Raw genomic sequence first — 21,224 nt, 5'->3', positions numbered from 1 at the left:
TTCGGCTGGTTGCGCCTCAGAGTCCGACCGGGCGCTCCGCCGAGGCGTCCCACGACACGGTCCAGCCAGCGGCGTCGAACAGCGCATCGAGCACCATCGCCGTGAAGCCCCACACGATGGTGCCGTCGACATCGAACGCCGGCCCCTTCCAGGTGCGACCCATGCGGTGGATCGTCGAGGTGAACCGGGTCGCCGGGTCGAGCAGCTGCGCCACGGGCACACGGAACACATCGACAGTCTCGGCGTGATCCACGGCCGCGACGCGCGATGGCGAACGCCACCAGCCGAGCACCGGGGTGACCATGTGGTTGCTCGCGGCGAGCGGGATCTCGGAAAGAGTGGCGAGGATCTCGACGCCGGCGGGGTCGAGGCCGGTCTCCTCCTCGGCCTCGCGCAGGGCGGTGGCGACGGCATCCGCATCCGACTCCTCGGCCCGGCCACCCGGGAACGAGACCTGCCCGGGGTGCGACGACAGCGTGGCCGCTCGGCGCTGCAGCAGCACGTCGAGGTCTGCGGCCATGGTCGCGGAGTCGGTCTGAGCCGGAACGCTGTCGAGCTTGCCGAACAGCACGAGCACGGATGCCGCATGAGCGTTGCCGTCGACGGGAGGCAGGGGCCCCGTCCAACCCTCACTGCGCTGCGCCGCGGCGAGCAGCTGGGCTCTCGCGCCGTGCAGAGTGTCGGGATTCTGGGTCATCGCGTCGAGCCTATTCCTGCGCGGGGCGGCGGGGGCGGATTCCTGTGAACGCCATCGACTCGCGAAGCGCACACCCCCCGCAGCAGCGAACCGGCTCGGCGTACCCTGTTGCCATGCCCTCCAGGAAGATCGACATCATCGACGGACGCGCGGCGCTCGATGAAGTCAGGAGAGCGGATGCCGCAGGCGAGAAGCCGCAGCGCACCGATCTCGCGACGGCCGTCCGCTACCTGCTGCAACTGCTCGACGAGAAGGCTCCGGGCAACAGCGTCGAGGTTCGAGTGCCGCCGTTCGGCGCGGTGCAGGTGATCCAGGGCCCGCGGCATACGCGCGGCACTCCGCCGAACGTCGTCGAGATGGACCCCGCTACCTGGATCGCCGTAGCCACGGGCACGGAGCGCTGGTCGGATGCCGCGAGTTCGGGCCGGGTCAGCGCCTCGGGCACGCGCGCGGATCTGTCTGACGTCCTGCCGCTGCGTCCCTGACCGAGACGCGGCCCTGTCCAGACGCCGGGCCGAGGCCGCACCACGGCGACGCCGAGATGCTCTTCAGACCGGCACCCCACCCACAGGCAACGGTGGGAGAATGGATGCATGTCCTCCCACGATTCCTCCCAGACGGTCGAGGCTACCGTCCGCCGCGTGCCGCGCTTCGGCGTGTTCATGGGCATCGGCGTCGTGCTCGGCATCATCGCCGCCGGCATCCTGACGATGATGGGCAGCTTCGAACCCTCTGAAGCGGCAGGCGTCGTGTACCCGCCCGGACAGGTGTTCGGATTCCTGCTGCTGTGGACCGTGCCGATCGGCTTCGCCCTCGCGAGCGTCGTCGCGCTGATCCTCGAGCGACTCGCCCGCCGCCACGATCACGTCGTGACGGTCGAGCACGAGACGATCATCGAGAACGACTGACCCGGTCGCGAGAAGCGGGCCCGGTCAGGCCAGCTCTGCGATGATCGGCCGGATCGCCGCGTCGAACGACACCACGTCGCGCCGCAGCCCGTCGGTCACCGCGACTGTGAGAGCGCCGATCCACCAGATCCCCCGCTGCGAGAACGGCAACACCTGCACGTTGAGCTCGAACGAATGCGCCCGCCGCCCGATCTCGCGCTCGAACTCGGCGATCGCACTCGCATAGGCACGGTACGCCTCGCCGCCGATGTTGCCGTTGCCCGACCGGCTCGCCATCGAGCTGCGGATCGACGCGACGTAGCGGTCGTGCGCGATGCGGGCGAAGTGCATCGCCGACTCCGCATGCGGCGCGATCGCCGCGCCGAGCTGCTCGGCTCCGGTCGCGGGCAGCGCCACGAGCGTGTCGAAGCCCTCGACGAGCTCGAGCGGCACGCCGGAGGGGTGCGCTCGGGGTTCGACCGTCATGTCCCAGTAGTCGCGCCACTGCTTCTCGAGCTCGGGCGTCACCTCGACGGCATCCGGTGCTCTGACGGGCAGATCGCGCAGGCTCGGAAGGTCCTCCGGAGCCCGGATGCCGAGCGATTGGCGCAATGCGAGCGCGACGAGCACCGGAACGCTCGCGTCTTCGCGGATCAACCACTGCGGCTTGTCGGCCATGGCCCCATCGTAGGAGATCGAGGGCGGGGAGAGGAGGGCCCCGCGGGCGGTAGGCTGGAGGGGTGGCTGCCTCCCCCACCAATCCCTATTCCGAAGCCGGCGTCGATACCGCTGCAGGCGATCTCGCCGTCGAGCTGATGAAATCTTCCGTGCGCGCTACGCACGGCCCTGAAGTGCTCGGCGGTGTCGGCGGATTCGCCGGGCTGTTCGATGCGAGCGCGCTGCGCGACTTCCGTCGCCCGCTGCTCGCGACCAGCACAGACGGCGTCGGCACGAAGGTCGCCATCGCGCAGGCCATCGACAAGCACGACACGATCGGCCAAGACCTCGTCGGCATGGTCGTCGACGACATCGTCGTGGTGGGCGCCAAGCCGCTCTTCATGACCGACTACATCGCCTGCGGCAAGGTCTTCCCGCAGCGCATCGCCGACATCGTGCGCGGCATCGCCGAGGCGTGCACCGCCACCGGCACCGCACTCATCGGCGGCGAGACCGCAGAGCACCCCGGGCTGCTCGGCCCGCGCGACTATGACGTGGCAGGAGCCGCGACCGGAGTCGTCGAGGCCGACGGCATCCTCGGGGCCGATCGCGTGCAGGACGGCGACGTCGTGCTCGCCGTCGAGTCCAGCGGACTGCACTCCAACGGCTACTCGCTCGTGCGCCACATCGTCACGAACGCCGGAATCGGCTACGGCGACAACGCCGCCGACTTCGGCAAGACCTGGGGCGAGGCTCTTCTTGAGCCGACGCGCCTCTACACGCTTCCGCTGCTGCGTCTGATCGAGCAGCTCGGCGGGGGAGTGCACTCGCTCAGCCACGTCACCGGCGGCGGCATCGCGGCGAACCTCGCCCGTGTGCTCCCGCAGGGCAGCTGGGCCGAGGTCGACCGCAGCACGTGGTCGCCGAGCCCGGTCTTCCGCGTGCTCAGCGACATCGCGGGATCGACGCTGGAATCGGCCGAGGGCACCTGGAACCTCGGCATCGGATTCCTCGCGATCGTCGCCGCCGACAAGAAGGATGCCGCCATCGCGGCGCTCGCGGCAGACGGTATGCCCGCGTGGCAGGTCGGAACCGTGGGCTTCGGCGCGCGTCCGGCAGGAGATTTCGAACAGGGCGCCAAGGGCGTCGACGGTGGAGCTGTGCGCCTGGTCGGCGCCTATGCGGACGGAGCGAAGTAAGAGTCCATGTGCGGCATCGTCGGAATGGTGGGCTCTGCCCCGGTCAATCAGGACATCTACGACGCACTCCTGCTGCTGCAGCACCGCGGCCAGGATGCGACGGGCATCGCGACCGCTGAGGCGAACGGCGTGATGCACAACGCCAAGGCGCAGGGCATGGTGCGCGAGGCGTTCCGCACCCGTGACATGCGCGGGCTCCTCGGCAACGTCGGACTCGGCCACGTACGTTACGCGACCAAGGGCACCGCGTCGAACGAAGAGGAGATGCAGCCGTTCTATGTGAACGCGCCGTACGGCATCATCCTCATCCACAACGGCAACCTGACGAACACGCGTGAGCTCACGGCCGACATGGCCCAGCGCGACCGCCGTCACCTCAACTCCTCGAGCGACACCGAGCTGCTGCTCAACGTGCTCGCCGGCGAGCTGCAGAACACCACCTCGACGGTCGACCTCGACGCAGACCGGATCTTCGAGGCGGTCGAGCGCACTCATGAGCGCATCGAGGGCGCCTACGCCGTCATCGCGGTCATCGCCGGCTACGGGCTGCTCGCGTTCCGCGACCCGTTCGGCATCCGTCCTCTCATCCTCGGCCGTCGTCCCTCGACCGTCCCCGGCGCAGAGGGCCGGGACGAATGGGTCGTCACGAGCGAGTCGCTGGTGCTCGAGAACGCCGACTACGAGGTGGTCCGCGAGGTCGAACCCGGCGAGGCGATCTTCATCACCAACGAGGGTGAACTGCACAGCAGGCAGTGCGCGAAGGATGCGACGCTCGCGCCGTGCGCGTTCGAGTACGTCTACCTCGCCCGACCCGACTCGGTCATGAACGGCGTCTCGGTCTACGAGTCCCGCCTGCGCATGGGCGACAAGCTGGCCGACACGATCGCCAAGCACGTGCCGATGGACAAGATCGACGTCGTCATGCCGATCCCCGACTCGTCTCGGCCCGCGGCCATGGAGGTCGCCCGCAAGCTGGGCATCGAGTACCGCGAAGGCTTCTACAAGAACCGCTACGTCGGCCGCACCTTCATCATGCCCGGCCAGGCCGTGCGCAAGAAGAGCGTGCGTCAGAAGCTGAACGCGATGTCGACCGAGTTCCAGGGCAAGAACGTGCTGCTGATCGACGACTCGATCGTGCGGGGCACGACGTCGAAGGAGATCATCCAGATGGCCCGGGATGCCGGCGCCACCTCGGTGACGTTCGCGTCCGCAGCGCCGCCCGTGCGGTACCCGCACGTCTACGGCATCAACATGCCGTCGCGTCACGAGCTCATCGCCCACGGGCGCACGATCCCCGAGATCGCCGCCGTGCTGGGCTGCGACCACCTGGTCTACCAGGAGGTCGAAGACCTCAAGTCCGCGATCACCGAGGGCTCCGTGCTGAGCGACCTCGACATGAGCTGCTTCGACGGCCGGTATGTCACCGGCACGGTCTCCGACGAGTACCTCGCGTGGGTGGAGGGGTCGCAGACCTCGTGACCTCGGGTGCGCAGCCGCTCTGGCGGGGTCGCGCCCTCGCACTGATCGGCATCGTGCTGGTCGCCTTCTCGTTGCGCTCGGCCGTGGCATCCCTGTCGCCCGTGCTCGACCACGTCGCCGACGACTTCGCGGTGTCGTCGGTCGTCGTGGGTCTGATCGGCGCAGCGCCGCCGGTGTGCTTCGCCGTGTTCGGCCTGCTCACGCCGCTGTTCGAGCGCCGTTTCGGGCTCGAACGCGTGGCGGTGGTCGCGATCGCGCTGATCGCGACCGGACTTCTGCTGCGCAGCCTCGCCATCGACTCGACATCGCTGCTCGCCGCGACGGCCGTGGTCTTCGCAGGTGTCGGCTCGGGCAACGTGCTGCTGCCGCCGCTGGTCAAGAAGTACTTCCCCGATCGGCTCGGTCTGATGATGACCGTGTACTCGACCACCATGGCCGTCTCGACGTTCGTGCCGCCGCTGGTCGCGGTGCCGCTCGCCGATTCGGCGGGGTGGCGGGTCTCGCTGGGCCTGTGGGGAGTGTTTGCCGCGATCGCCCTGGTGCCGTGGGTGGCGATGCTGGTCACGAGTCGAGCGGATGCCGTCGGCGCCGCCCCTGCCCGCGTCGCCCCCGCCTCGACCGAAGCCGAGCGCGACGGGCACGACGCAGCGTCCATGGCGACCGGCCCGATCGCGACGACGCCCGCGAACCCCCGGGTGTTCGGTCGGCTGTGGCGCCTGCCGATGGCCTGGTCCATCGCCCTCGTGTTCGCGGCATCGTCGACGCTGGCCTACGTCTCGTTCGCGTGGCTGCCCTCGATCATGATCGACGTGGGTGGCGTGACACCGGCGAACGCGGGGCTGCTGCTCTCGCTGTTCGGTCTGATGGGTCTGCCGTGCTCTCTGCTCGTGCCGATCCTCATCGTCCGGTTCCAGGCCACGCGCCCCGTGTTCTTCATCTCGATCGCATCCGGCCTCATCGGACTTCTCGGATTCATCTTCCTCCCGACGGTGGGACTGCCGATCTGGGTCGTGTTCTTCGGTCTCGCACCAGGGCTCTTCCCCCTCGCGCTCGTGCTGCTCAGCATCCGCTCACGCACCCCCGAGAGCGCCGTGGCGCTCAGCGGGTTCGTGCAGAGCATCGGATATGCGGTCGCCGCGGTGTTCCCGCTGCTGATCGGTCTGCTGCACGACGCGACCGACAGCTGGCTGATCCCGCTGTGGGTCCTCGTCGGTGTGCTGGTCGCCGTGATCCCGGCAGGATGGGTCGCGGGTCGCCGCCGCACGATCGAAGAGGACTGGGAGCGCCGGCACGGTCGCTGGTGACTGCGCCTGCGTCGAACGGGGCGGCGTGAGGCTCAGCGCCCGTGCGACCTCAGCGCGCCTGTAGCTCGTCGTCGACGCTGATGGTGCCGCCGACCCACTCGGATGATCCGTCGGCCGCGGCCTTCGGCGGCAGCAGCAGTCGGCCGAGCGTCGGCTCGTCCTGGTCGAACGACTGGGTGAGGGTCTTGAGCACCTTCGCGTCGCGAGCGCCGGTATCGGGGTTGGCGTGTGTGGCCAGGCACCGCACGATGGGCCCGGCTGTGCGGAACACGACTTCGCCGATGCTCAGTTCACCCGTCCAGTCGAGCTCTGACCACGGGGCGACGTCATCGACGACGACGTTCGAGCGGAATCGGCGGTCATCGATGCCGAAGCCGAGAGCGTCGCTCAGTGCATCGACGCTGCCGCGACTGTGCACCGAGACGTAGCCGCGAGCGCGGTCCTGGAATTTCGACGTCACTCCATCGCCCACCAGCACGAGCGGCAGTCGCCCCGGGCGTCCGAGCCGCCGGCCCTCCGCACTCGCGAGCACGAACTCGGTCACGGCATCCGCGAGCTCCACACGACCGTCGTCGTCGAGTCCCGCCTCGACGAGCACTGCTCCGGCGTGCTCGATGCGCACGCGCTGCCGAGCATCGTCGTAGTCGGTGCGCAGCGCCGCGAGCCCGGGGAAGTCCTGCAGCGAGAGGCCCTTCGCCTTCGGCCAGTGGTCGAGCCCGTCGCGGTGCTCCGGGGCGGTCGCATCGGCGAAGCGGAAAGCCAGCACGCGATCGCCCGCGATCCGGCCGTCGGGTTGCACGGTCAACGAATCGACGGATTCGGGAGTGAAGCCCTTGATCGGGTGACGGAAGAGCGAGACGACGCGGGACATGAAGAGATCCTCTCAGGCCCGACGAGGTCAGTCTGTCATCGACAGGGCGCAGGTGACGACGGGCTCCGGTATTCCGGGCACGACGAAACCCCCGTGCATCGCACGGGGGATTCGACGACGAAAGAATCGGCGGTCAGGCCTTTTCGAGTTCGTCCTCGTCTTCGTCCGCATACTCGTCGGCCCACTTGTCGACGTATGCGTCTTCAGCGTCGCTCGGGTGCGCGAGTTCGCGCTCGAGCGCCGAGTAGTTCACCGACGGACTGAACGACTTCAGTTCGCGGGCGATCTTGGTGTGTTTCGCCTTTTGACGGCCACGGCCCATGCCTGAGACCCCCTCACGAGTTAAGCTGCGGACAACCATCTGCCCGAGTCATTCACGACACCGGCTGAGGGCCGGTAAGAGTAGCATTCAGAATAGCACGCGGCCAGACCGCACTGGCCCGTTGGCAGCTGGTGAAGGGAGCGATCGTCATGACCGACAACACCTCGACGCCCAACGACGAGGCCGCACAGAACGCGACACTGCAGAAGGCCGTGATCGTCGGGATGCAGCCAGGGCAACCCGAGCGCGTGATCGAAGAAGCGGCGCGGTTCGCCCGCCTCCTCCGGGTTCCGCTCGTGGTCGCACACGTCGACGTCACGCGCTTCGTCACCTACGAAGACCCCGATGGCTACGTGCACTCGGCGCCCATCGACATCAACCTCAACGCCGGAGCGGCCGAGTTCGAGGCCGTGCAGGCCGAGGCCGCTGCCGCCCTCGACGGAACAGGCCTGACCTGGACGGCGCGTCAGCTCGTGGGCGACCCGGCTCTCGCCATCAAGCAGCTCGCCAACAAGCTCGACGCTCAGCTGATCGTCGTCGGCACACGCAAGCGCGGCATCGGCGAGTCGATCCGGGAGTTCTTCACCGGATCGGTCGCCGCCCGGCTCGCGCATCGTCAGCAGCGGCCGGTGATGGTCGTGCCCCTGCAGGACCCGGTTCCCGACACGCAGCCCGAGATCTGGACCGAATAGGGTTCAGCCGTCACTTTCCGGTACGGGTGGCTGGTCGATGCCCGCCCGGCTGGTCAGATCGACCGGACGGCGCAGCCAACCGGGAGAACGTCAGCCATCCGTACGAGCAAAGCCCCTCTCGTCGAGCGACGGGAGGGGCTTTGCACGTATGGCGGGTGAGGTCAGCGCCCGAGCGATGCCAGCGCCGTGGTGATTCCACGCGCTGCGGCATCCAGGCCGTCCTCCAGTTGCGTGACGACGGATGCCGGCAGCGTGCCACCCTTCGCCACATGGGTGCGGAGGTCGGTGCGCACGCGGGCGCGGAAGGCGTTGATGACGGCATCCGCCCGATGCATCTCCTCGCGGCTGATGATGCGCTCGTCGTCACCTGCGGTGCGCGGGCGCGACTTGGATGCTGCGCGGTCGTCCTTCTCAGCCGTGGCCAGGTCGGCGCGAAGGCTCTTCATGGCCTCCTTGACGCTCTGACGCACCTCGTTGGCGATCAGTCGCACCGAGTCGGTGAGGCCCGCCTCGATGCCGGCGAGGTCGCCTTCACGTGAGGTGAGCTCGGCGCGTCCGGCATCCGTGATCGAGTAGATGGTGGTGCGTCCGTCGACGGTCTTGCTGACCAGGCCCTCTTCTTCGAGCTTCGCGAGCCGCGGGTAGATGGTGCCGGCGCTCGGCGTGTAGGTGCCACCCGTGCGGTCGGTCAGGGCCTGGATGATGCCGTAGCCGTGCTGAGGCGCCTCGGCGAGCAGCGAGAGCAGGTAGAGCCTGAGGTCGCCGTGGGAGAACACTGCGGGACTCATGCTTCCTCCCATTCGGGGTCGTTCTCGATCGAGCTGGGCGTGCGGCGAAGAACGGTGACGCCGCCCGAGACGGAGTTCGCGCGCAGGTCGACGAAGCGACCGGCGAGCTCGCCGGAGGAGCCGGTGTAGTTGTTGATCCCCGAGGATCCGCGCTCGATGCCGTCGATCAGCAGACGTCCGCTCAACGAGCGCACGACGTAGTTCGCGGCGAGCGACTCGTCGAGGCGCACAGTGGTGCCGCCCGAGACCGAGTTGATGTTGATCGCGTTGACGTCGCCGGCGGCGTCGACCAGGGTCGACCCCGAGACGATGTCGACGGTGGCGCGACGGATGGTGCCGGTCACTGCCACGTCACCGGAGACGCTGTTCGCACTGATCGAGCCCGTGAGGCCGCGCACCTGCACGTCGCCCGACACCGAATTGACCGTGAGGTCTCCGATGAGGGTGTCGACGATGAGGTCGCCCGAGACGGTGTTGAGGCGGGCGTCGTTGCGGATGCCCGAGACGAGTGCGCCGGCGCTGACGACGCCGAGGTTGAGGGCGATCGAGCGGGGCACGGCGACGCTGACCTCGGCCTTGGGGCCGCCCGAGCCGAAGTTGCGGAAGACCTCGAGGAAGTTGTCCCAGCCGAGCTGCGGGTGGTCGATCTCGACCTCGCCGTCGTTCGCCTCGATGCGGAGGTCTTTGGTCGTGACACCGTGCACCTCGATGCGGATGCCGGGTTCGTCGTGCGCGATGACATCGACCTGACCGCCGACCAGACCGATCTTCAGTCGGGTGACGTTCTCGATGTCGATGACGCGTTCTTCGCCGGGGGCGATGAGCCACTTCTCGGTCATGTCTGCTTCTCCTGGTTCGAGGGAACACGATATATCGTGTGTGGCAAGAATAACACGATATATCTCGATCTTGTCAAGAGGGGTATCGAGATCAGCGCGAACTTCATGTTGCCGGTTCCCGATGCTTCCTTGCTGACAATCCTGGTAGCCCTGCTGAAGATGTATCCCGGCTGAGCTTGCCTGGGCTGCGGACTAAGGGGCCACCGCCTGGGTGCACAGCCCGTGCGCGACGATCGCAGCGATCACTATCAAGACGATCCCCGTCACAGGGACGAAGGACATCGAACGGTGCCGTGCGAGGAGCAGTGAGATCATTCCCGAGGAGGCGACGATCACGACACACGCCCAGAAGAAGCCGGCAATGGCGGCGTAGAGCAGCGTGCCGTCGCAGGTATGACCACACCCCGGCGCTTCGAGTTGGCGGAGCCAGACAGTGGCCCAGGCCGCCGTTGCGACGGCGAGCTCCAGAACCCATAGAAGGGCGGTACGGAGCGGGTGGGGGGCACTGTCGACCACGAGCCCGATCCTACATTCGGCGCCCGCTTGACCTTGACGCAACGTCAACTTCTACCGTGGAGTAATCGGAGAACGGAACCACGGAAGGAGGAGGCGATGACCGGTCGTGATTGGTCGATCCAGGAGATCGCCCGACTCGCGGGCACCACCAGCAGAACGCTGCGTCACTACGACGACATCGGCCTGCTGCCGCCGTCGCGCATCGCGCACAACGGCTATCGCCACTACGACGAGGCCGCGCTCGTGCGCCTGCAGCGCATCCTGCTGCTGCGTGAGCTCGGACTCGGTCTGCCGCAGATCGCCGAGGTGCTGAGCCCGGTGAATGCGCGGCAGAGCGAGGAGTCCGCTCTCGAGACACACCTCGCGCTGCTGCGCGAGGAGCAGAACCGGCTGGCGCGACAGATCGCCTCGGTCGAGAACACCATCGACGCATTGAAAGGAGGTGAAGAACTCATGGCAGAGAACATGTTCGACGGGTTCGACCACACCCAGTACAAGGAGGAGGTCGAAGAGCGCTGGGGTCGCAAGGCCTACGCCGACAGCGACCGCTGGTGGCGCCGGATGACCGACGCCGAACGAGCCGACTGGCAGCAGCGTGTGTCCGACCTCGGTCGCGACTGGATCGCCGCCGCGGAGAGCGGCATCGACCCGGCATCCGCCGAGGCTCAGGACGTCGCCCGCCGCCACGTCGAGTGGCTCATCGGCATCCCGGGAACCCCCGCCGCTGTGCCGGGCGGTGACGTGAAGGGATACGTCATCGGGCTCGGAGAGATGTACGTCGCCGACCCGCGCTTCGGCGCGAACTATGCGACGTCGGCCGGTGGCACGCAGGGAGCGGAGTTCGTCCGCGACGCGCTCCACATCTACGCGGAGGGCAACCTGTAGGCGGCCGCGCGGCATCCGCATCCGCGCCCGCGCCCGTCAGCCACTGCTGCGGGGTCAATTTCGCATCCGAATCGCTCGATTCAGGTGCGCAATTGACCCCGCACGGCGTGGGGCGTGCGTTTTTGACCCCGCATCGCGCGGGAGCTGCGTCTTGACCCCGCACGAGCCAAGCGACGAGACGAAACCGCCGCTTCGCACAGATCGAGACACCACGGCAAGGCCGAGATCGGATGCCGGGAGTGGGCGTAGGGTCGGGTCATGGGCCACCGCCGCAGACGCACCGATGCCGCGCCGCTCTTCGCCGCCGCGGCCGTCGCCTACACCGCGAACGTCGCCCTCGGTTCGGCCGTCGCCGCCAAGGTGATCGACACCAGCAACTTCCGCTGGCTGCATCACGCGATCTACATCGCCACGTGCGTGGCCGCCGCCACTGCCGTCTCGTCCGCGATCTGGGGCAGGCCGAAGCACGCGAGTCGCCGCGCCGCACTCGCGCTCGCGCCGGCTGCCGCACCGCTCGCCGCCATCCCGTACCTCGGCACGCACAGCCGACGGCATCCGCGCGTCGCGCTCGCCGCAGCACCCTTCATCGTCGCGGGCCTCATCTGCTCGCGCCTCGCCACCGACCGGAAGTGAACGCATGGAACTGCTCGACGCCATCCGCCGCCGCAAGACCACGAACGGGCCGTTCCTGCCCGACCCGGTGTCGGAGGAGCATCAGCGCATCCTGCTCGAGGCGGCCGGTCGGGCACCCTCGCAGCTGAACAGCCAGCCGTGGCGGTTCGTGGTCATCGAGAACCGCGACACGATCGATCAGATCGCGCGCATCTCGGGTGAGAGCATGACCGAGGCCATGTCGAACGGCACGTTCTTCGAGCGTTACAAGCCGTACTTCCGCTTCAGCCAGGCCGAGATGGAGGAGAAGCGCAGCGGGATGCTGTTCGACAAGCTCCCCGCGGCCCTCCGCCCGTTCACGAGCCAGGTGTTCACGAAGCGCGGCCAGAAGCTGATGAACACGTTCGGCGTGCCCAAGAGCCTGGGCGAAGAGAACCACAAGCTGGTCGGCGGCTCTCCGCTGCTGCTCGGCGTGATGCTCGATCGCAGCGAATACCGGCCCGGCCAGCTCTCGTCGTTCTACTCGGTGTTCAGCATGGGTGCCGCGATGGAGAACGTCTGGCTCACCACGGTCGAGCTCGGCATGGGCATCCAGTTCATCTCCTTCCCGATGGAGGTTCCGGGTCGCTGGGACGAGATCGTGAAGCTGCTGCGCGTGCCCGACGACCTCGAGCTCATGGCCGTGTATCGCCTCGGCTACCTGCCGCCCGAGCAGCGCCGCCCCGCGATCGACTGGTCGAGCCACCAGCGCAAGCTCGCCTCGCAGTACGTGTTCCGCGAGAACTGCGATGAGCCTCAGCAGGGCTGGGACGCACCGCCTCCGGGTGCGGGCGCCCCGCCGGCCTGACTCTCAGCCCCCGCTCTTGCGGGGCAGGGGCTTCAGATCCTGCAGCGCCGGGCCCTCGATGCGCGTGCCGTCCGCCTCGAATCGCGACGCGTGCAGTGGGCAGTCCCAGGTGCACTCCTCGTCGTTCCAGGCGAGCACTCCGCCGAGGTGCGGGCAGACGGCCGAGACCGCGCGGGTGACTCCGTCGACCGTCGAGATTCCGACCGGGCGTCCGCTGCGGTTGGCGACCACACCCTCGCCCTCCGCCGGCTTCGGAACCGGCACCGGGTTGCGCTCGGCCTCGACCCATCCGCTCGTGGCGGCCGCAGCGACCTTCGCTCCTTCGGCGGCTCCTCTGGCGAGATCGGCCGGCACCGTCAGCCTCGTGCCGAGCTTGACCATCCATGACGGTCGGTCATGCCAGCTGGCCCCGAGGATCTCGGCGGTCAGGCGGAGTGCAGCGGCCGGCGCGTTCGACAGGCCCCACTTGGCGTATCCGGTCGCGAAGCGGATGCTGCCGAGCCCCCGCGGCATCGCACCCACGAACGGGATCTGATTGTGCGACTCGTAGTCCTGCGCCGACCAGCGGTGCGTCTCTTCGGCATCCGGAAAGTACTCCCTCGTCCAGGCGATCAGATCGTCGACCGCGGCGGCCTCACTGTCGGAGCGCCCGACCGGATGCCCGTTGCCGCCGACGATGAGCTGTGCCGTGCCGCCCGGGCCGTCGGCGGGAGAGACCGGACGGATCGACCGGCTGGGGGAGTCGAGCGAGATGAAGGTCGACTCGGGCACCTCGCCTGATACGCGGAACGAGACGCAGTACGACCGGAAGGCGCGCATCTTGGTGAAGTACAGCCCGCGGTCGAGGATCGGATAGCCGGTCGCGATCACGATGTGCTCGGCGAACATGGGCCCGACCGGGGTCTCGACCCGCGGCTCGGGAAGCACGTGAGTGGCGGTGACCCTGACTCCCGTGTGCAGTGTGCCGCCGGTCGCGAGCAGCTCCTCCGCGAGCGCCTGAGCCATGAGAGCAGGGTCGATGGTCACCTGATCATCGAGGGCTGTGGCGCCGACGACGGGGAACGCCGCCTCATCGAGCTCTGCCCGTGTGAGCATCCTGGTCTGAAGGCCCGCTTCGCTCGCCGCCTCGTGCACCTCGCGCACCGAGTCGAGACCGCTCGGATCCTGCGCATACGAGTGATCTGTCCGTCGCTCGTAGCTGACCCCCGCGTGGTCCGCGAAGCCGACCAGCCAGTCCATGCCCTCACGGTTGGCCTCGACGTACGCCTGCAGAAGGGAGGCGGAGTGGTGCCTGCGGATCTCGGCGAGGCGCTTGCCCTGCAGCAGGGTCAGCTTGCCGGTGTTGCCGCCGGTCGCCAGCTCGGCGACCTCGCCCGCCTCGATCACCGCCACGTCGAGCCCTGCGCGCGTCAGCATGACCGCGGTGGTGAGGCCGGTGAGGCCCGCACCGACGATGATCACGTCGTGCCGTGCGCCGGGGTCGAACGGTGTGCCGATGGGCGGAGTCCGGTCGAGCTTCCACAGTGGCTTCATGGCATCAGTCTTCGCCTCGGCGCCGCTCCGTCACACCCGGTTGACAATCAGCGGATGCGTTGCAACCGCGCGGCTAGAGTTGTCGCGTGACTCTCCGCAGCCTCCTCCTCGTCTTCGCAGGGGGCAGCATCGGCACGGCGGCGCGGCTCGGGGTCGCACTCTGGATCCCCGATGCCGGGGGCTTCCCGGTCGCCACTCTCCTGGTCAACGTGATCGGGGCGCTGCTGATCGGCATCCTCGCCGCGCGACTGCCGCAGACCACGGGTCTGCGGGTGTTCCTCGGCACCGGTGTGCTCGGCGGGTTCACGACGTACAGCGCCTTCATGACGGGCACGGATGCGCTCTGGGCGGATGCTCCGCTGCTCGCGTTCTCGTATGCGGGCGGCAGTCTCGTGCTCGGCCTTGCCGCTGCTGCTCTCGGGTTGCGTCTCGGCCGCCCCCGGACGAGGGCTCGTGTCGAGGGAGTCCGCTCGTGACCCCGCTGCTGTTCCTGGGGGCCGCGCTCGCCGGAGGCGTGGGCGCCGCGCTGAGGTACCTCGTCGATCTCAGCATCGCGAGGGTCGCCGGGCGGCGCTTCCCCTGGGGCATCTTCGCCGTGAATCTCACCGGATCGTTCGCGCTGGGCCTCGTGACCGCGGCGCTGCCCGACCAGGCATTCCTCCTCGGTGCCGGTCTGCTGGGCGGCTACACGACCTTCAGCACCGCCATGCTCGACGCGGTCGCGCTCTGGCGTGACGGCGAGCGCAGGGCATCTGCGTTCAATGCCGTCGGGATGCTGTTGCTCGGTCTGCTCGCGGCCGGCCTCGGGCTGGCCCTCGGCTCGCTGCTCTGAGCGCGCTGCTCTGACCTCGCCACAGCGGGTGCAGATCGATGCTTGCGCCCTTCGCCTCAGTCGAGCTATTCTCCTTGCTAATCGTTTAACTGCTAATCGTTTAACAAGCGAGATCTCGACGCAGTGACGATTCCCTGCACCCGTCAAAGGAGACATCGATGCCCCGCACCTCCCACCGCGCCCTCGGCGCCCTCGCCGCATCCGCGGCAGCCGTCCTCGCGCTCAGCGCCTGCTCGCCCGCTGCCGGAGGCGAGAGCTCGTCGGGCGGCGATGTGACTCTCAGCTATGCCATCTGGGACGAGAACCAGAAGCCGGCGATGGAGGACATCGCGGCGGCGTTCGAGAAGGAGAACCCCAACGTCGCGATCGACATCCAGGTGACTCCCTACAAGGAGTACTTCACCAAGCTGCAGACCGCCGCCACGGGCGGGTCCGCCGCCGACGTGTTCTGGATGAACGGTCCGAACTTCCAGCTCTACGCCTCGAACGGCCAGCTCGCCCCGCTCGACGACGCGGGTGTGGATGCCGCTGATTACCCCCAGGGCCTGATCGACCTCTACACGTTCGACGGCGCACTCTACGGGGCCCCGAAGGACTTCGACACCGTGGCGCTCTGGTACAACAAGGCGCTCTTCGACGCCGCCGGCGTCGAGTACCCGAGTGCAGGCTGGACCTGGGACGACTTCACCGCGGCCGCCGCCGCGCTGACCGACCCGGCGAAGGGCCAGTTCGGCGTCGCCGCGAGCCAGTACGGGCAGGAGAACTTCTACAACTCGATCGCCCAGGCGGGCGGCGAGGTCATCTCCGCCGACGGCACCGAGAGCGGCTACGGCTCACCCGAGGCGCTCGCCGGCATCGAGCTGTGGACCGACCTGATCGAGGCGGGGTCGTCGCCGACCGCGCAGCAGATGACCGACACGAACCCAGAGGACTTCTTCCTGTCGGGCAAGGTCGCGATGTTCCAGAACGGCTCGTGGGCGGCCATCGCCTACGGCGACAACGCCGAGATCGCCGACACGGTCGACGTCGCTCCGCTCCCTGAGGGGCCGGAGGGCAACCAGAGCGTGATCCACGGCGTGGGCAACGTCGCCAACGCGAAGAGCCCGCACGTGGCCGAGGCCAAGGCGTTCGCGGCCTTCGCCAGCGGTGAGCAGGCGGCTGAGATCCAGGCCGAGACCGGCACCGTGATCCCCGCGTTCAACGGCACCCAGCAGGGCTGGGTCGACGCGCTGCCGCAGTACGACCTGCAGGTCTACATCGACGCTCTCGACACCGCGGTGCCCTACCCGGTCTCGAAGAACACGTCCGCGTGGACCAGCATCGAGAGCGAGGTGCTGTCGCAGGTGTGGTCGGGTGCCGTCGCCCCCGAGGCGGGCCTGAAAGACCTCGCCGAGCAGATGCAGGCGGCGCTGGATGCCGAGCAGGAGTAGTCGCTCATGACCGTCACCGCGTCGCCCCCGCGCACGCAGGCAGAGCGGATGCCGGAGGCCACGCGCCCCGGCATCCGCCGACGCCGGCGCAACCCGGGCGCCTCCCCGTGGTGGGCTCTGGTGTTCATCGGACCCACCGCCCTGGGCATCGCCGTGTTCTACCTGTGGCCGACGGTGCGCACGCTCATCATCTCGTTCACCAAGTCGGGGCCGTTCGGCGGCGCCGAGTGGGTCGGGATCGAGAACTACGCCCGCCTGTTCCAGGACCCCGAGCTGATCGGCGCGCTGCGCAACACCGCGCTCTACACGGTCATCGCCCTGATCGGCATCCCGCTGGCCGTCGGCATCGCCGCGCTGCTGAACACCTCGGGCCTCAAGGGACGCAGCGCCTACCGCACGCTGTACTTCATCCCGGTCGTCACGATGCCCGCCGCGATCGCACTGGTGTGGCGCATGATCTACAACGGCGACTACGGAGTGCTCAACGCCGCGCTCGGGTCGGTCGGCATCGAGGGGCGCAGCTGGCTCACCGATCCGAACACCGCCCTCGTGGCCATCGCCGTCGTGGGCATCTGGGCCGGTCTGGGCACCAACATCGTCATCTTCCTCGCCGGGCTCCAGGGCATCCCCGACACGATCATGGAGGCCGCCGACCTCGACGGCGCCGGCCCGGTGCGAAAGTTCTTCTCGATCACGATCCCCCTGCTGTCGCCGTCGATCTTCTTCGTCAGCGTCATCAGCGTGATCGGCGCCCTGCAGGTGTTCGACCTCATCTACATGATGCTCGGGCGCAGCAACCCGGCCATGCCCAACACCCGCACGGTCGTCTACCTGTTCTATGAAGCGGGGTTCCTCGACAACGACCGGGGCTATGCCGCCGCCGTCGCCTTCCTGCTGCTCGTGATCATCCTCGTGCTCACGGTCGTGCAGTTCCGTCTGCAGAAGAAGTGGGTGCACTATGAGTGACGTCTCGCTCGACACGCGCGCCGTCGTCGGCGCCTCGCCCGGCCGCTCGGCGGAGCGAGCGGGCAAGCCCCGCAACCGCGCGATCTGGATCGTGCACGTGGTGCTCCTGGTGGGCGCGATCCTGATGGTCTTCCCGTTCATCTGGCAGCTGTTGACCTCGTTCAAGACGCTGTCCGATTCGGTGCAGGTGCCGCCGAGTCTGCTGCCGCGCGAGTGGGTGTTCACGAACTTCGCCGAGGTCTTCGACTCGATGCCCTTCGCGCAGATGTTCGCCAACTCGGTGCTGCTCACTGTGGGGCGCACGATCGGGCAGGTCGTGCTGTGCACGATGGCCGGCTACGCGTTCGCCCGCATCCCGTTCCCCGGGCGCAATGCGCTGTTCGTCGTCTTCCTGTCGGTGCTGATGGTGCCGTCGCAGCTGTACCTGCTGCCGCAGTACGAGATCATCCAGGCGCTCGGGTGGCTGAACACGCTGCAGGCGCTGATCGTGCCCGGCATCTTCAGTGCGTTCGGCACGTTCCTGATGCGTCAGTTCTTCATGTCGATGCCCGCCGAACTCGAGGAGGCGGCGCGCATCGACGGGGCGAATCCGTGGCAGACCTTCTGGCGGATCATGGTTCCGCTCGCGAAGCCTGGCATCATCGCTCTCGTGGTGTTCACTGTGCTGTGGTCCTGGAACGATCTGCTCTGGCCGTTGATCGTGACGACCGACCCCGCCAAGATGCCGCTGTCGGTCGGGCTCTCGCAGCTCGTCGGCATCCACGGCACCGACTACCCGGTGCTGATGGCAGGAGCGCTGCTCGCGACTCTGCCGATGCTGGTGACCTTCATGATCCTGCAGCGGCAGTTCATCCAGGGCATCGCCTTCAGCGGATCGAAGGGCTGACCCCATGGCAGAGCGCAGGCAGCAGACGACGTCCTCGCGGCGTCCGACCCTTCGGATGGTCGCCGAACGCGCGGGGGTCTCGACGGCCACCGTGTCGTATGTGTTCTCCGGGCGATCGGGTGCGACCTCCGGGTCGGGCGTCGCCGAGGCCACAGCCGCCAGGGTGCTCGCGGCGGCCGACGAGCTCAACTACCGTCCGAACATCGCGGCGCGCACGATCCGCACCGGTCGCAGCGGCATGGTGCAGCTGTCGCTGCACATGCTCAGCGACCCCTGGTCGCTCGCGGTGGCGGATGCCGTGAACACCGAGGCCAACAGGCACGGACTCACGACGCTGATCCTCGCCGACGGCGACTGGCACGCGGCGCTCGACAGGGTCGAGAGCGACGTCGCCTACCTCGACGGCGTGGGGATCGATGAGGATGCCGAGCGCAAGCTCGCCGACCTCGTGCAGCGCGGCCAGCGGCTGGTGGTGTTCTCGGAGCACCTCGAGCCCGCGGGCTTCGACGTGGTTCGGTCGGATGCGATCCCAGGCTGCGAGCTCGCGATGGACCATCTGCTCGAGCGACGTACGGCGATCGGGTGCCTGGCCGCCGAGGGCGCCGTGCGTCTCGCACCGACCCAGGTCACCAGGTACACGCCGTACCTCGAGAAGATGGCCGCCGCGGGTCTCGATGTCGATCCCGACTGGACCGTCACGTACACCGAGGGGCAGGCCAGCGCCTTCGCCGCGGCCGTAAGTCTGCTCTCGCGCGACGACCGGCCCGACGCGATCTACGCGACCACCGACTTCGCGGCCATCGCGGCGATCAACGCGGCGCACATGCTCGGACTCCGGGTGCCGCACGACGTGGCCGTGATCGGCGTCGGCAACACTCCCGACGCGCAGCTCATCGCCCCCACCCTGACCACGGTCGGCCCGACCGACTTCTACGACCGGCAGGCGCGCATCATCATCGACCGCGCGCTCGCCGCCGACGATTCAGTCGGGCAGCTGCACGAGTTCGCCTGGTCGCTGTTCCCCGGCGCGTCGACCGACGTCGACGCGCCCACCTCTCATTCGCGCTGACGCTGCCGTCTGCGCGCACATCTCTACTCTCAGAAGGACCACCGTGGATCTCACCATCGGACTCATCGGCTTCGGCGCGCGCGCCACACTGCGCGAGGAGGTGCACCGCCCCGGTCACGGGTCGCGCATCACCGCGGTCTGCGACCCCTCGGAGCGGGCTCGTGACGACGCCCGGCGCCTGCTTCCGGATGCCCTCGTCACCGACTCGCTCGACGAACTGCTCGCCTCAGGCATCGACGCGGTCATGGTGCTCACGCCCGACGACATGCATGCGGCGCTCAGCATCCGCGCTCTCGAAGCCGGTGTCGCGGTGTTCTGCGAGAAGCCTCTCGCGATCGACCTCTCCGACGCCGACGCGATGCTCGAGACGGCCCGACGCACCGGCAGCCGCCTCTACATCGGCCACAACATGCGCCACATGCCGGTGATCACGCTGATGCGCGAGCTCATCCAGGACGGCCGGATCGGCGACGTCAAGGCCGTGTGGGTGCGCCACTTCGTGGGGCACGGCGGCGACTACTACTTCAAGGACTGGCACGCCGACCGCCGCCGCACGACGGGACTGCTCTTGCAGAAGGGGGCGCACGACATCGACATCATCCACTGGCTCGCGGGCGCCTACACCGAGCAGGTCGCGGCCATGGGCGAGCTCAGCGTCTACGGCGACATCACCGACCGCCGCGATCGCACCGGAGAGCGGATGCCCGACTGGTTCAGCGTCGACAACTGGCCGCCGACGTCGCTCACAGGGCTCAACCCGGTGATCGACGTCGAGGACATCTCGATGGTCAACATGCGCCTCTCCGGCGGCATCCTCGCCTCGTACCAGCAGTGCCACTTCACGCCCGACTACTGGCGCAACTACACGGTGATCGGCACCGAGGGGCGCATCGAGAACATCGGCGACACGGCCGGCAGCGAGGTCAGGCTGTGGAACCGCCGCCACCGCGGAGCCGCCGACGCCGACGAGACGTTCATCGTCCCCGAGGCGGAGGGCGCAGGTCACGACGGAGCGGACGCGCTGCTGGTGGCGGAGTTCCTGCGGTTCGTGCGCGACGGGGGAGTCACGGAGACCTCGCCGGTGGCGGCTCGCGAAGCGGTGGCCGCCGGCATCCTCGCCACCGAGTCGCTGCGCGGCGACGGCTCGGCCATTGAGATCCCCGCGCTGGATGCCGATCTCGTCGCCTACTTCGAGCGCGGTCAGATCGAGTAGACGGCGTGCCGGGCGGCTGTCGTACAGGCAGCTCCCCAAGCGAACCCTCAGGTTCGGGATGCAGAATGTACAAACGTACATGTACGCCCGTACAGGGGTGATCGCGGGGGGTCCGGAATGAGCGATGGCACGCGCCGCCGCCGTGACCCTGAAGCGCGCCGTCTCGAGATCGTCACCGCCGCCGCAGAGCTGATCGTCGAGATCGGCGTCGACGCATTGACGCACCGCAAGGTCGCCGCGAGAGCCGGGGTGCCCCTCGGCTCGACGACCCAGTACTTCGCCACCCTCGACGACCTGCGCGAAGCGGCGATCGGGGCGCTGGCCGCCGAGATCGAAGCGCGCATCGACGCGACCCGGCGAGCCGTGGTCATCGAGGGAGTGACGCCGGAAGGACTCGCTCGCCTGGTGCGACGAGGACTCGACGACGCCCGCGCGGTGCAGGCCGACCGAGCCGTCGTCACCGCCGCCGTGCACGATCCGCGCGTCCGTCAGTTCGCCCGACTGTGGTCGGACGAGATCGTCGGCTTCATCGCCCCCGTTCACGGAGTCGACAGAGCCAGGGCCGCAGCCGTCTTCATCGACGGCGTACTCTGGCACTCTCAGATCCACGACGAGCCGCTCGACGAAGAGCTCATCCGCGACGCCCTCGCCGGGATCCTCACTCCCCAGGCGTCGAACCCCGCCGCAGCATCCGCCTGAT

25 protein-coding genes are annotated in these 21,224 nt (G+C 68.4%); 17 read left to right on the top strand and 8 right to left on the bottom strand.

The genetic code is table 11. The features are described 5' to 3' along the window. Window positions 1–16 precede the first annotated feature (16 nt). On the bottom strand, window positions 17–697 hold the full coding sequence (locus ACLKOY_RS09160) for an NUDIX hydrolase (protein WP_436453350.1): 681 nt from the start codon (window positions 695–697) through the stop codon (window positions 17–19). A 113-nt stretch (window positions 698–810) separates the two neighbouring features. Between ACLKOY_RS09160 and ACLKOY_RS09155 the strand changes: the two genes are divergently transcribed. Both ACLKOY_RS09155 and ACLKOY_RS09150 read left to right on the top strand, forming a co-directional pair. Continuing rightward, complete coding sequence (locus ACLKOY_RS09155; protein ID WP_436453349.1) at window positions 811–1,182, top strand: sterol carrier family protein; 372 nt, start codon at window positions 811–813, stop codon at window positions 1,180–1,182. A 108-nt stretch (window positions 1,183–1,290) separates the two neighbouring features. Then, window positions 1,291–1,605 (top strand): potassium transporter Trk, encoded by a 315-nt coding sequence (locus ACLKOY_RS09150; protein ID WP_140035963.1) that lies wholly within the window; start codon window positions 1,291–1,293, stop codon window positions 1,603–1,605. Window positions 1,606–1,629: 24 nt separating this feature from the next. Here the strand turns inward: ACLKOY_RS09150 and ACLKOY_RS09145 are convergent, their stop codons facing one another. After that, window positions 1,630–2,262 carry a zinc-binding alcohol dehydrogenase gene (locus tag ACLKOY_RS09145; RefSeq protein ID WP_436453348.1) on the bottom strand — a complete coding sequence of 211 codons (633 nt, stop codon included), beginning with the start codon at window positions 2,260–2,262 and terminating at the stop codon, window positions 1,630–1,632. A 62-nt stretch (window positions 2,263–2,324) separates the two neighbouring features. Between ACLKOY_RS09145 and purM the strand changes: the two genes are divergently transcribed. Genes purM through ACLKOY_RS09130 form a run of 3 tightly spaced genes read left to right on the top strand, consistent with a single transcriptional unit; the run spans window position 2,325 to window position 6,223 of the window. Further along, complete coding sequence (gene purM, locus ACLKOY_RS09140) at window positions 2,325–3,440, top strand: phosphoribosylformylglycinamidine cyclo-ligase (RefSeq protein WP_436453347.1); 1,116 nt, start codon at window positions 2,325–2,327, stop codon at window positions 3,438–3,440. A 6-nt stretch (window positions 3,441–3,446) separates the two neighbouring features. Beyond that, window positions 3,447–4,919 carry an amidophosphoribosyltransferase gene (purF, locus tag ACLKOY_RS09135; RefSeq protein ID WP_436453346.1) on the top strand — a complete coding sequence of 491 codons (1,473 nt, stop codon included), beginning with the start codon at window positions 3,447–3,449 and terminating at the stop codon, window positions 4,917–4,919. Beyond that, window positions 4,892–6,223, top strand: a complete 1,332-nt coding sequence (locus tag ACLKOY_RS09130) for an MFS transporter (protein WP_436453344.1) — start codon at window positions 4,892–4,894, stop codon at window positions 6,221–6,223. The genes purF and ACLKOY_RS09130 overlap by 28 nt, the downstream gene beginning before the upstream one ends. Window positions 6,224–6,272: 49 nt before the next feature. On the opposite strand, the gene ACLKOY_RS09125 is transcribed toward ACLKOY_RS09130, so the two are convergent. Continuing rightward, the gene (locus tag ACLKOY_RS09125) at window positions 6,273–7,094 is read right to left on the bottom strand and encodes an MOSC domain-containing protein (protein WP_436453343.1); all 822 of its coding nucleotides are present in this window, start codon (window positions 7,092–7,094) and stop codon (window positions 6,273–6,275) included. 133 nt (window positions 7,095–7,227) lie between these two features. Next, window positions 7,228–7,416 carry a DUF3073 domain-containing protein gene (locus tag ACLKOY_RS09120; protein ID WP_042537993.1) on the bottom strand — a complete coding sequence of 63 codons (189 nt, stop codon included), beginning with the start codon at window positions 7,414–7,416 and terminating at the stop codon, window positions 7,228–7,230. A 149-nt stretch (window positions 7,417–7,565) separates the two neighbouring features. Between ACLKOY_RS09120 and ACLKOY_RS09115 the strand changes: the two genes are divergently transcribed. Beyond that, window positions 7,566–8,108, top strand: coding sequence for a universal stress protein (locus ACLKOY_RS09115; protein ID WP_436453342.1), 543 nt, complete (start codon window positions 7,566–7,568; stop codon window positions 8,106–8,108). Between the two features lie 161 nt (window positions 8,109–8,269). On the opposite strand, the gene ACLKOY_RS09110 is transcribed toward ACLKOY_RS09115, so the two are convergent. The 3 genes from ACLKOY_RS09110 to ACLKOY_RS09100 form a co-directional block, all read right to left on the bottom strand. Continuing rightward, window positions 8,270–8,896, bottom strand: a complete 627-nt coding sequence (locus tag ACLKOY_RS09110; RefSeq protein WP_436453340.1) for a PadR family transcriptional regulator — start codon at window positions 8,894–8,896, stop codon at window positions 8,270–8,272. Next, on the bottom strand, window positions 8,893–9,735 hold the full coding sequence (locus ACLKOY_RS09105; protein WP_436453339.1) for a DUF4097 family beta strand repeat-containing protein: 843 nt from the start codon (window positions 9,733–9,735) through the stop codon (window positions 8,893–8,895). The genes ACLKOY_RS09110 and ACLKOY_RS09105 overlap by 4 nt, the downstream gene beginning before the upstream one ends. A gap of 192 nt (window positions 9,736–9,927) precedes the next feature. Next, a complete protein-coding gene (locus tag ACLKOY_RS09100) occupies window positions 9,928–10,251 on the bottom strand; it encodes a hypothetical protein (protein ID WP_436453338.1) in 324 nt (107 codons plus the stop codon). 96 nt (window positions 10,252–10,347) lie between these two features. Here ACLKOY_RS09100 and ACLKOY_RS09095 point away from each other — a divergent pair, with 96 nt between their 5' ends. The 3 genes from ACLKOY_RS09095 to ACLKOY_RS09085 all read left to right on the top strand — a co-directional run bounded on the left by ACLKOY_RS09095 (window position 10,348) and on the right by ACLKOY_RS09085 (window position 12,595). Continuing rightward, complete coding sequence (locus tag ACLKOY_RS09095) at window positions 10,348–11,136, top strand: MerR family transcriptional regulator (protein ID WP_436453337.1); 789 nt, start codon at window positions 10,348–10,350, stop codon at window positions 11,134–11,136. A gap of 258 nt (window positions 11,137–11,394) precedes the next feature. Then, entirely contained in the window at window positions 11,395–11,769 is a 375-nt protein-coding gene (locus tag ACLKOY_RS09090; protein WP_436453336.1) for a hypothetical protein, read from the top strand. A 4-nt stretch (window positions 11,770–11,773) separates the two neighbouring features. Beyond that, window positions 11,774–12,595: a nitroreductase family protein gene (locus ACLKOY_RS09085; protein ID WP_436453335.1), complete on the top strand. Its 822-nt coding sequence runs from the start codon at window positions 11,774–11,776 to the stop codon at window positions 12,593–12,595. Window positions 12,596–12,598: 3 nt separating this feature from the next. Here the strand turns inward: ACLKOY_RS09085 and ACLKOY_RS09080 are convergent, their stop codons facing one another. Further along, window positions 12,599–14,128, bottom strand: a complete 1,530-nt coding sequence (locus ACLKOY_RS09080) for an FAD-dependent oxidoreductase (RefSeq protein ID WP_436453334.1) — start codon at window positions 14,126–14,128, stop codon at window positions 12,599–12,601. A gap of 86 nt (window positions 14,129–14,214) precedes the next feature. Here ACLKOY_RS09080 and ACLKOY_RS09075 point away from each other — a divergent pair, with 86 nt between their 5' ends. The 8 genes from ACLKOY_RS09075 to ACLKOY_RS09040 all read left to right on the top strand — a co-directional run bounded on the left by ACLKOY_RS09075 (window position 14,215) and on the right by ACLKOY_RS09040 (window position 21,223). Beyond that, a complete protein-coding gene (locus ACLKOY_RS09075) occupies window positions 14,215–14,604 on the top strand; it encodes a fluoride efflux transporter FluC (RefSeq protein WP_436453333.1) in 390 nt (129 codons plus the stop codon). After that, entirely contained in the window at window positions 14,601–14,960 is a 360-nt protein-coding gene (locus tag ACLKOY_RS09070) for a fluoride efflux transporter FluC (RefSeq protein WP_436453332.1), read from the top strand. Before ACLKOY_RS09075 ends, ACLKOY_RS09070 begins: the two co-directional genes overlap by 4 nt. Window positions 14,961–15,118: 158 nt before the next feature. Further along, on the top strand, window positions 15,119–16,390 hold the full coding sequence (locus tag ACLKOY_RS09065) for an ABC transporter substrate-binding protein (protein WP_436453331.1): 1,272 nt from the start codon (window positions 15,119–15,121) through the stop codon (window positions 16,388–16,390). A 6-nt stretch (window positions 16,391–16,396) separates the two neighbouring features. Next, complete coding sequence (locus ACLKOY_RS09060) at window positions 16,397–17,356, top strand: sugar ABC transporter permease (RefSeq protein WP_363572493.1); 960 nt, start codon at window positions 16,397–16,399, stop codon at window positions 17,354–17,356. Then, window positions 17,349–18,242 carry a carbohydrate ABC transporter permease gene (locus ACLKOY_RS09055; RefSeq protein WP_436453330.1) on the top strand — a complete coding sequence of 298 codons (894 nt, stop codon included), beginning with the start codon at window positions 17,349–17,351 and terminating at the stop codon, window positions 18,240–18,242. Before ACLKOY_RS09060 ends, ACLKOY_RS09055 begins: the two co-directional genes overlap by 8 nt. Window positions 18,243–18,246: 4 nt before the next feature. Further along, a complete protein-coding gene (locus tag ACLKOY_RS09050) occupies window positions 18,247–19,311 on the top strand; it encodes a LacI family DNA-binding transcriptional regulator (RefSeq protein ID WP_436453329.1) in 1,065 nt (354 codons plus the stop codon). A gap of 43 nt (window positions 19,312–19,354) precedes the next feature. Next, window positions 19,355–20,524, top strand: coding sequence for a Gfo/Idh/MocA family protein (locus tag ACLKOY_RS09045; RefSeq protein ID WP_436453328.1), 1,170 nt, complete (start codon window positions 19,355–19,357; stop codon window positions 20,522–20,524). Window positions 20,525–20,641: 117 nt separating this feature from the next. Next, window positions 20,642–21,223 carry a TetR/AcrR family transcriptional regulator gene (locus tag ACLKOY_RS09040; RefSeq protein WP_436453327.1) on the top strand — a complete coding sequence of 194 codons (582 nt, stop codon included), beginning with the start codon at window positions 20,642–20,644 and terminating at the stop codon, window positions 21,221–21,223. Window position 21,224: the final 1 nt, after the last annotated feature.

The organism is Microbacterium sp. K2 (genome assembly GCF_051365005.1).
Taxonomy (GTDB): domain Bacteria; phylum Actinomycetota; class Actinomycetes; order Actinomycetales; family Microbacteriaceae; genus Microbacterium; species Microbacterium foliorum_B.
This window is presented reverse-complemented; position numbering and strand designations above follow the sequence as displayed.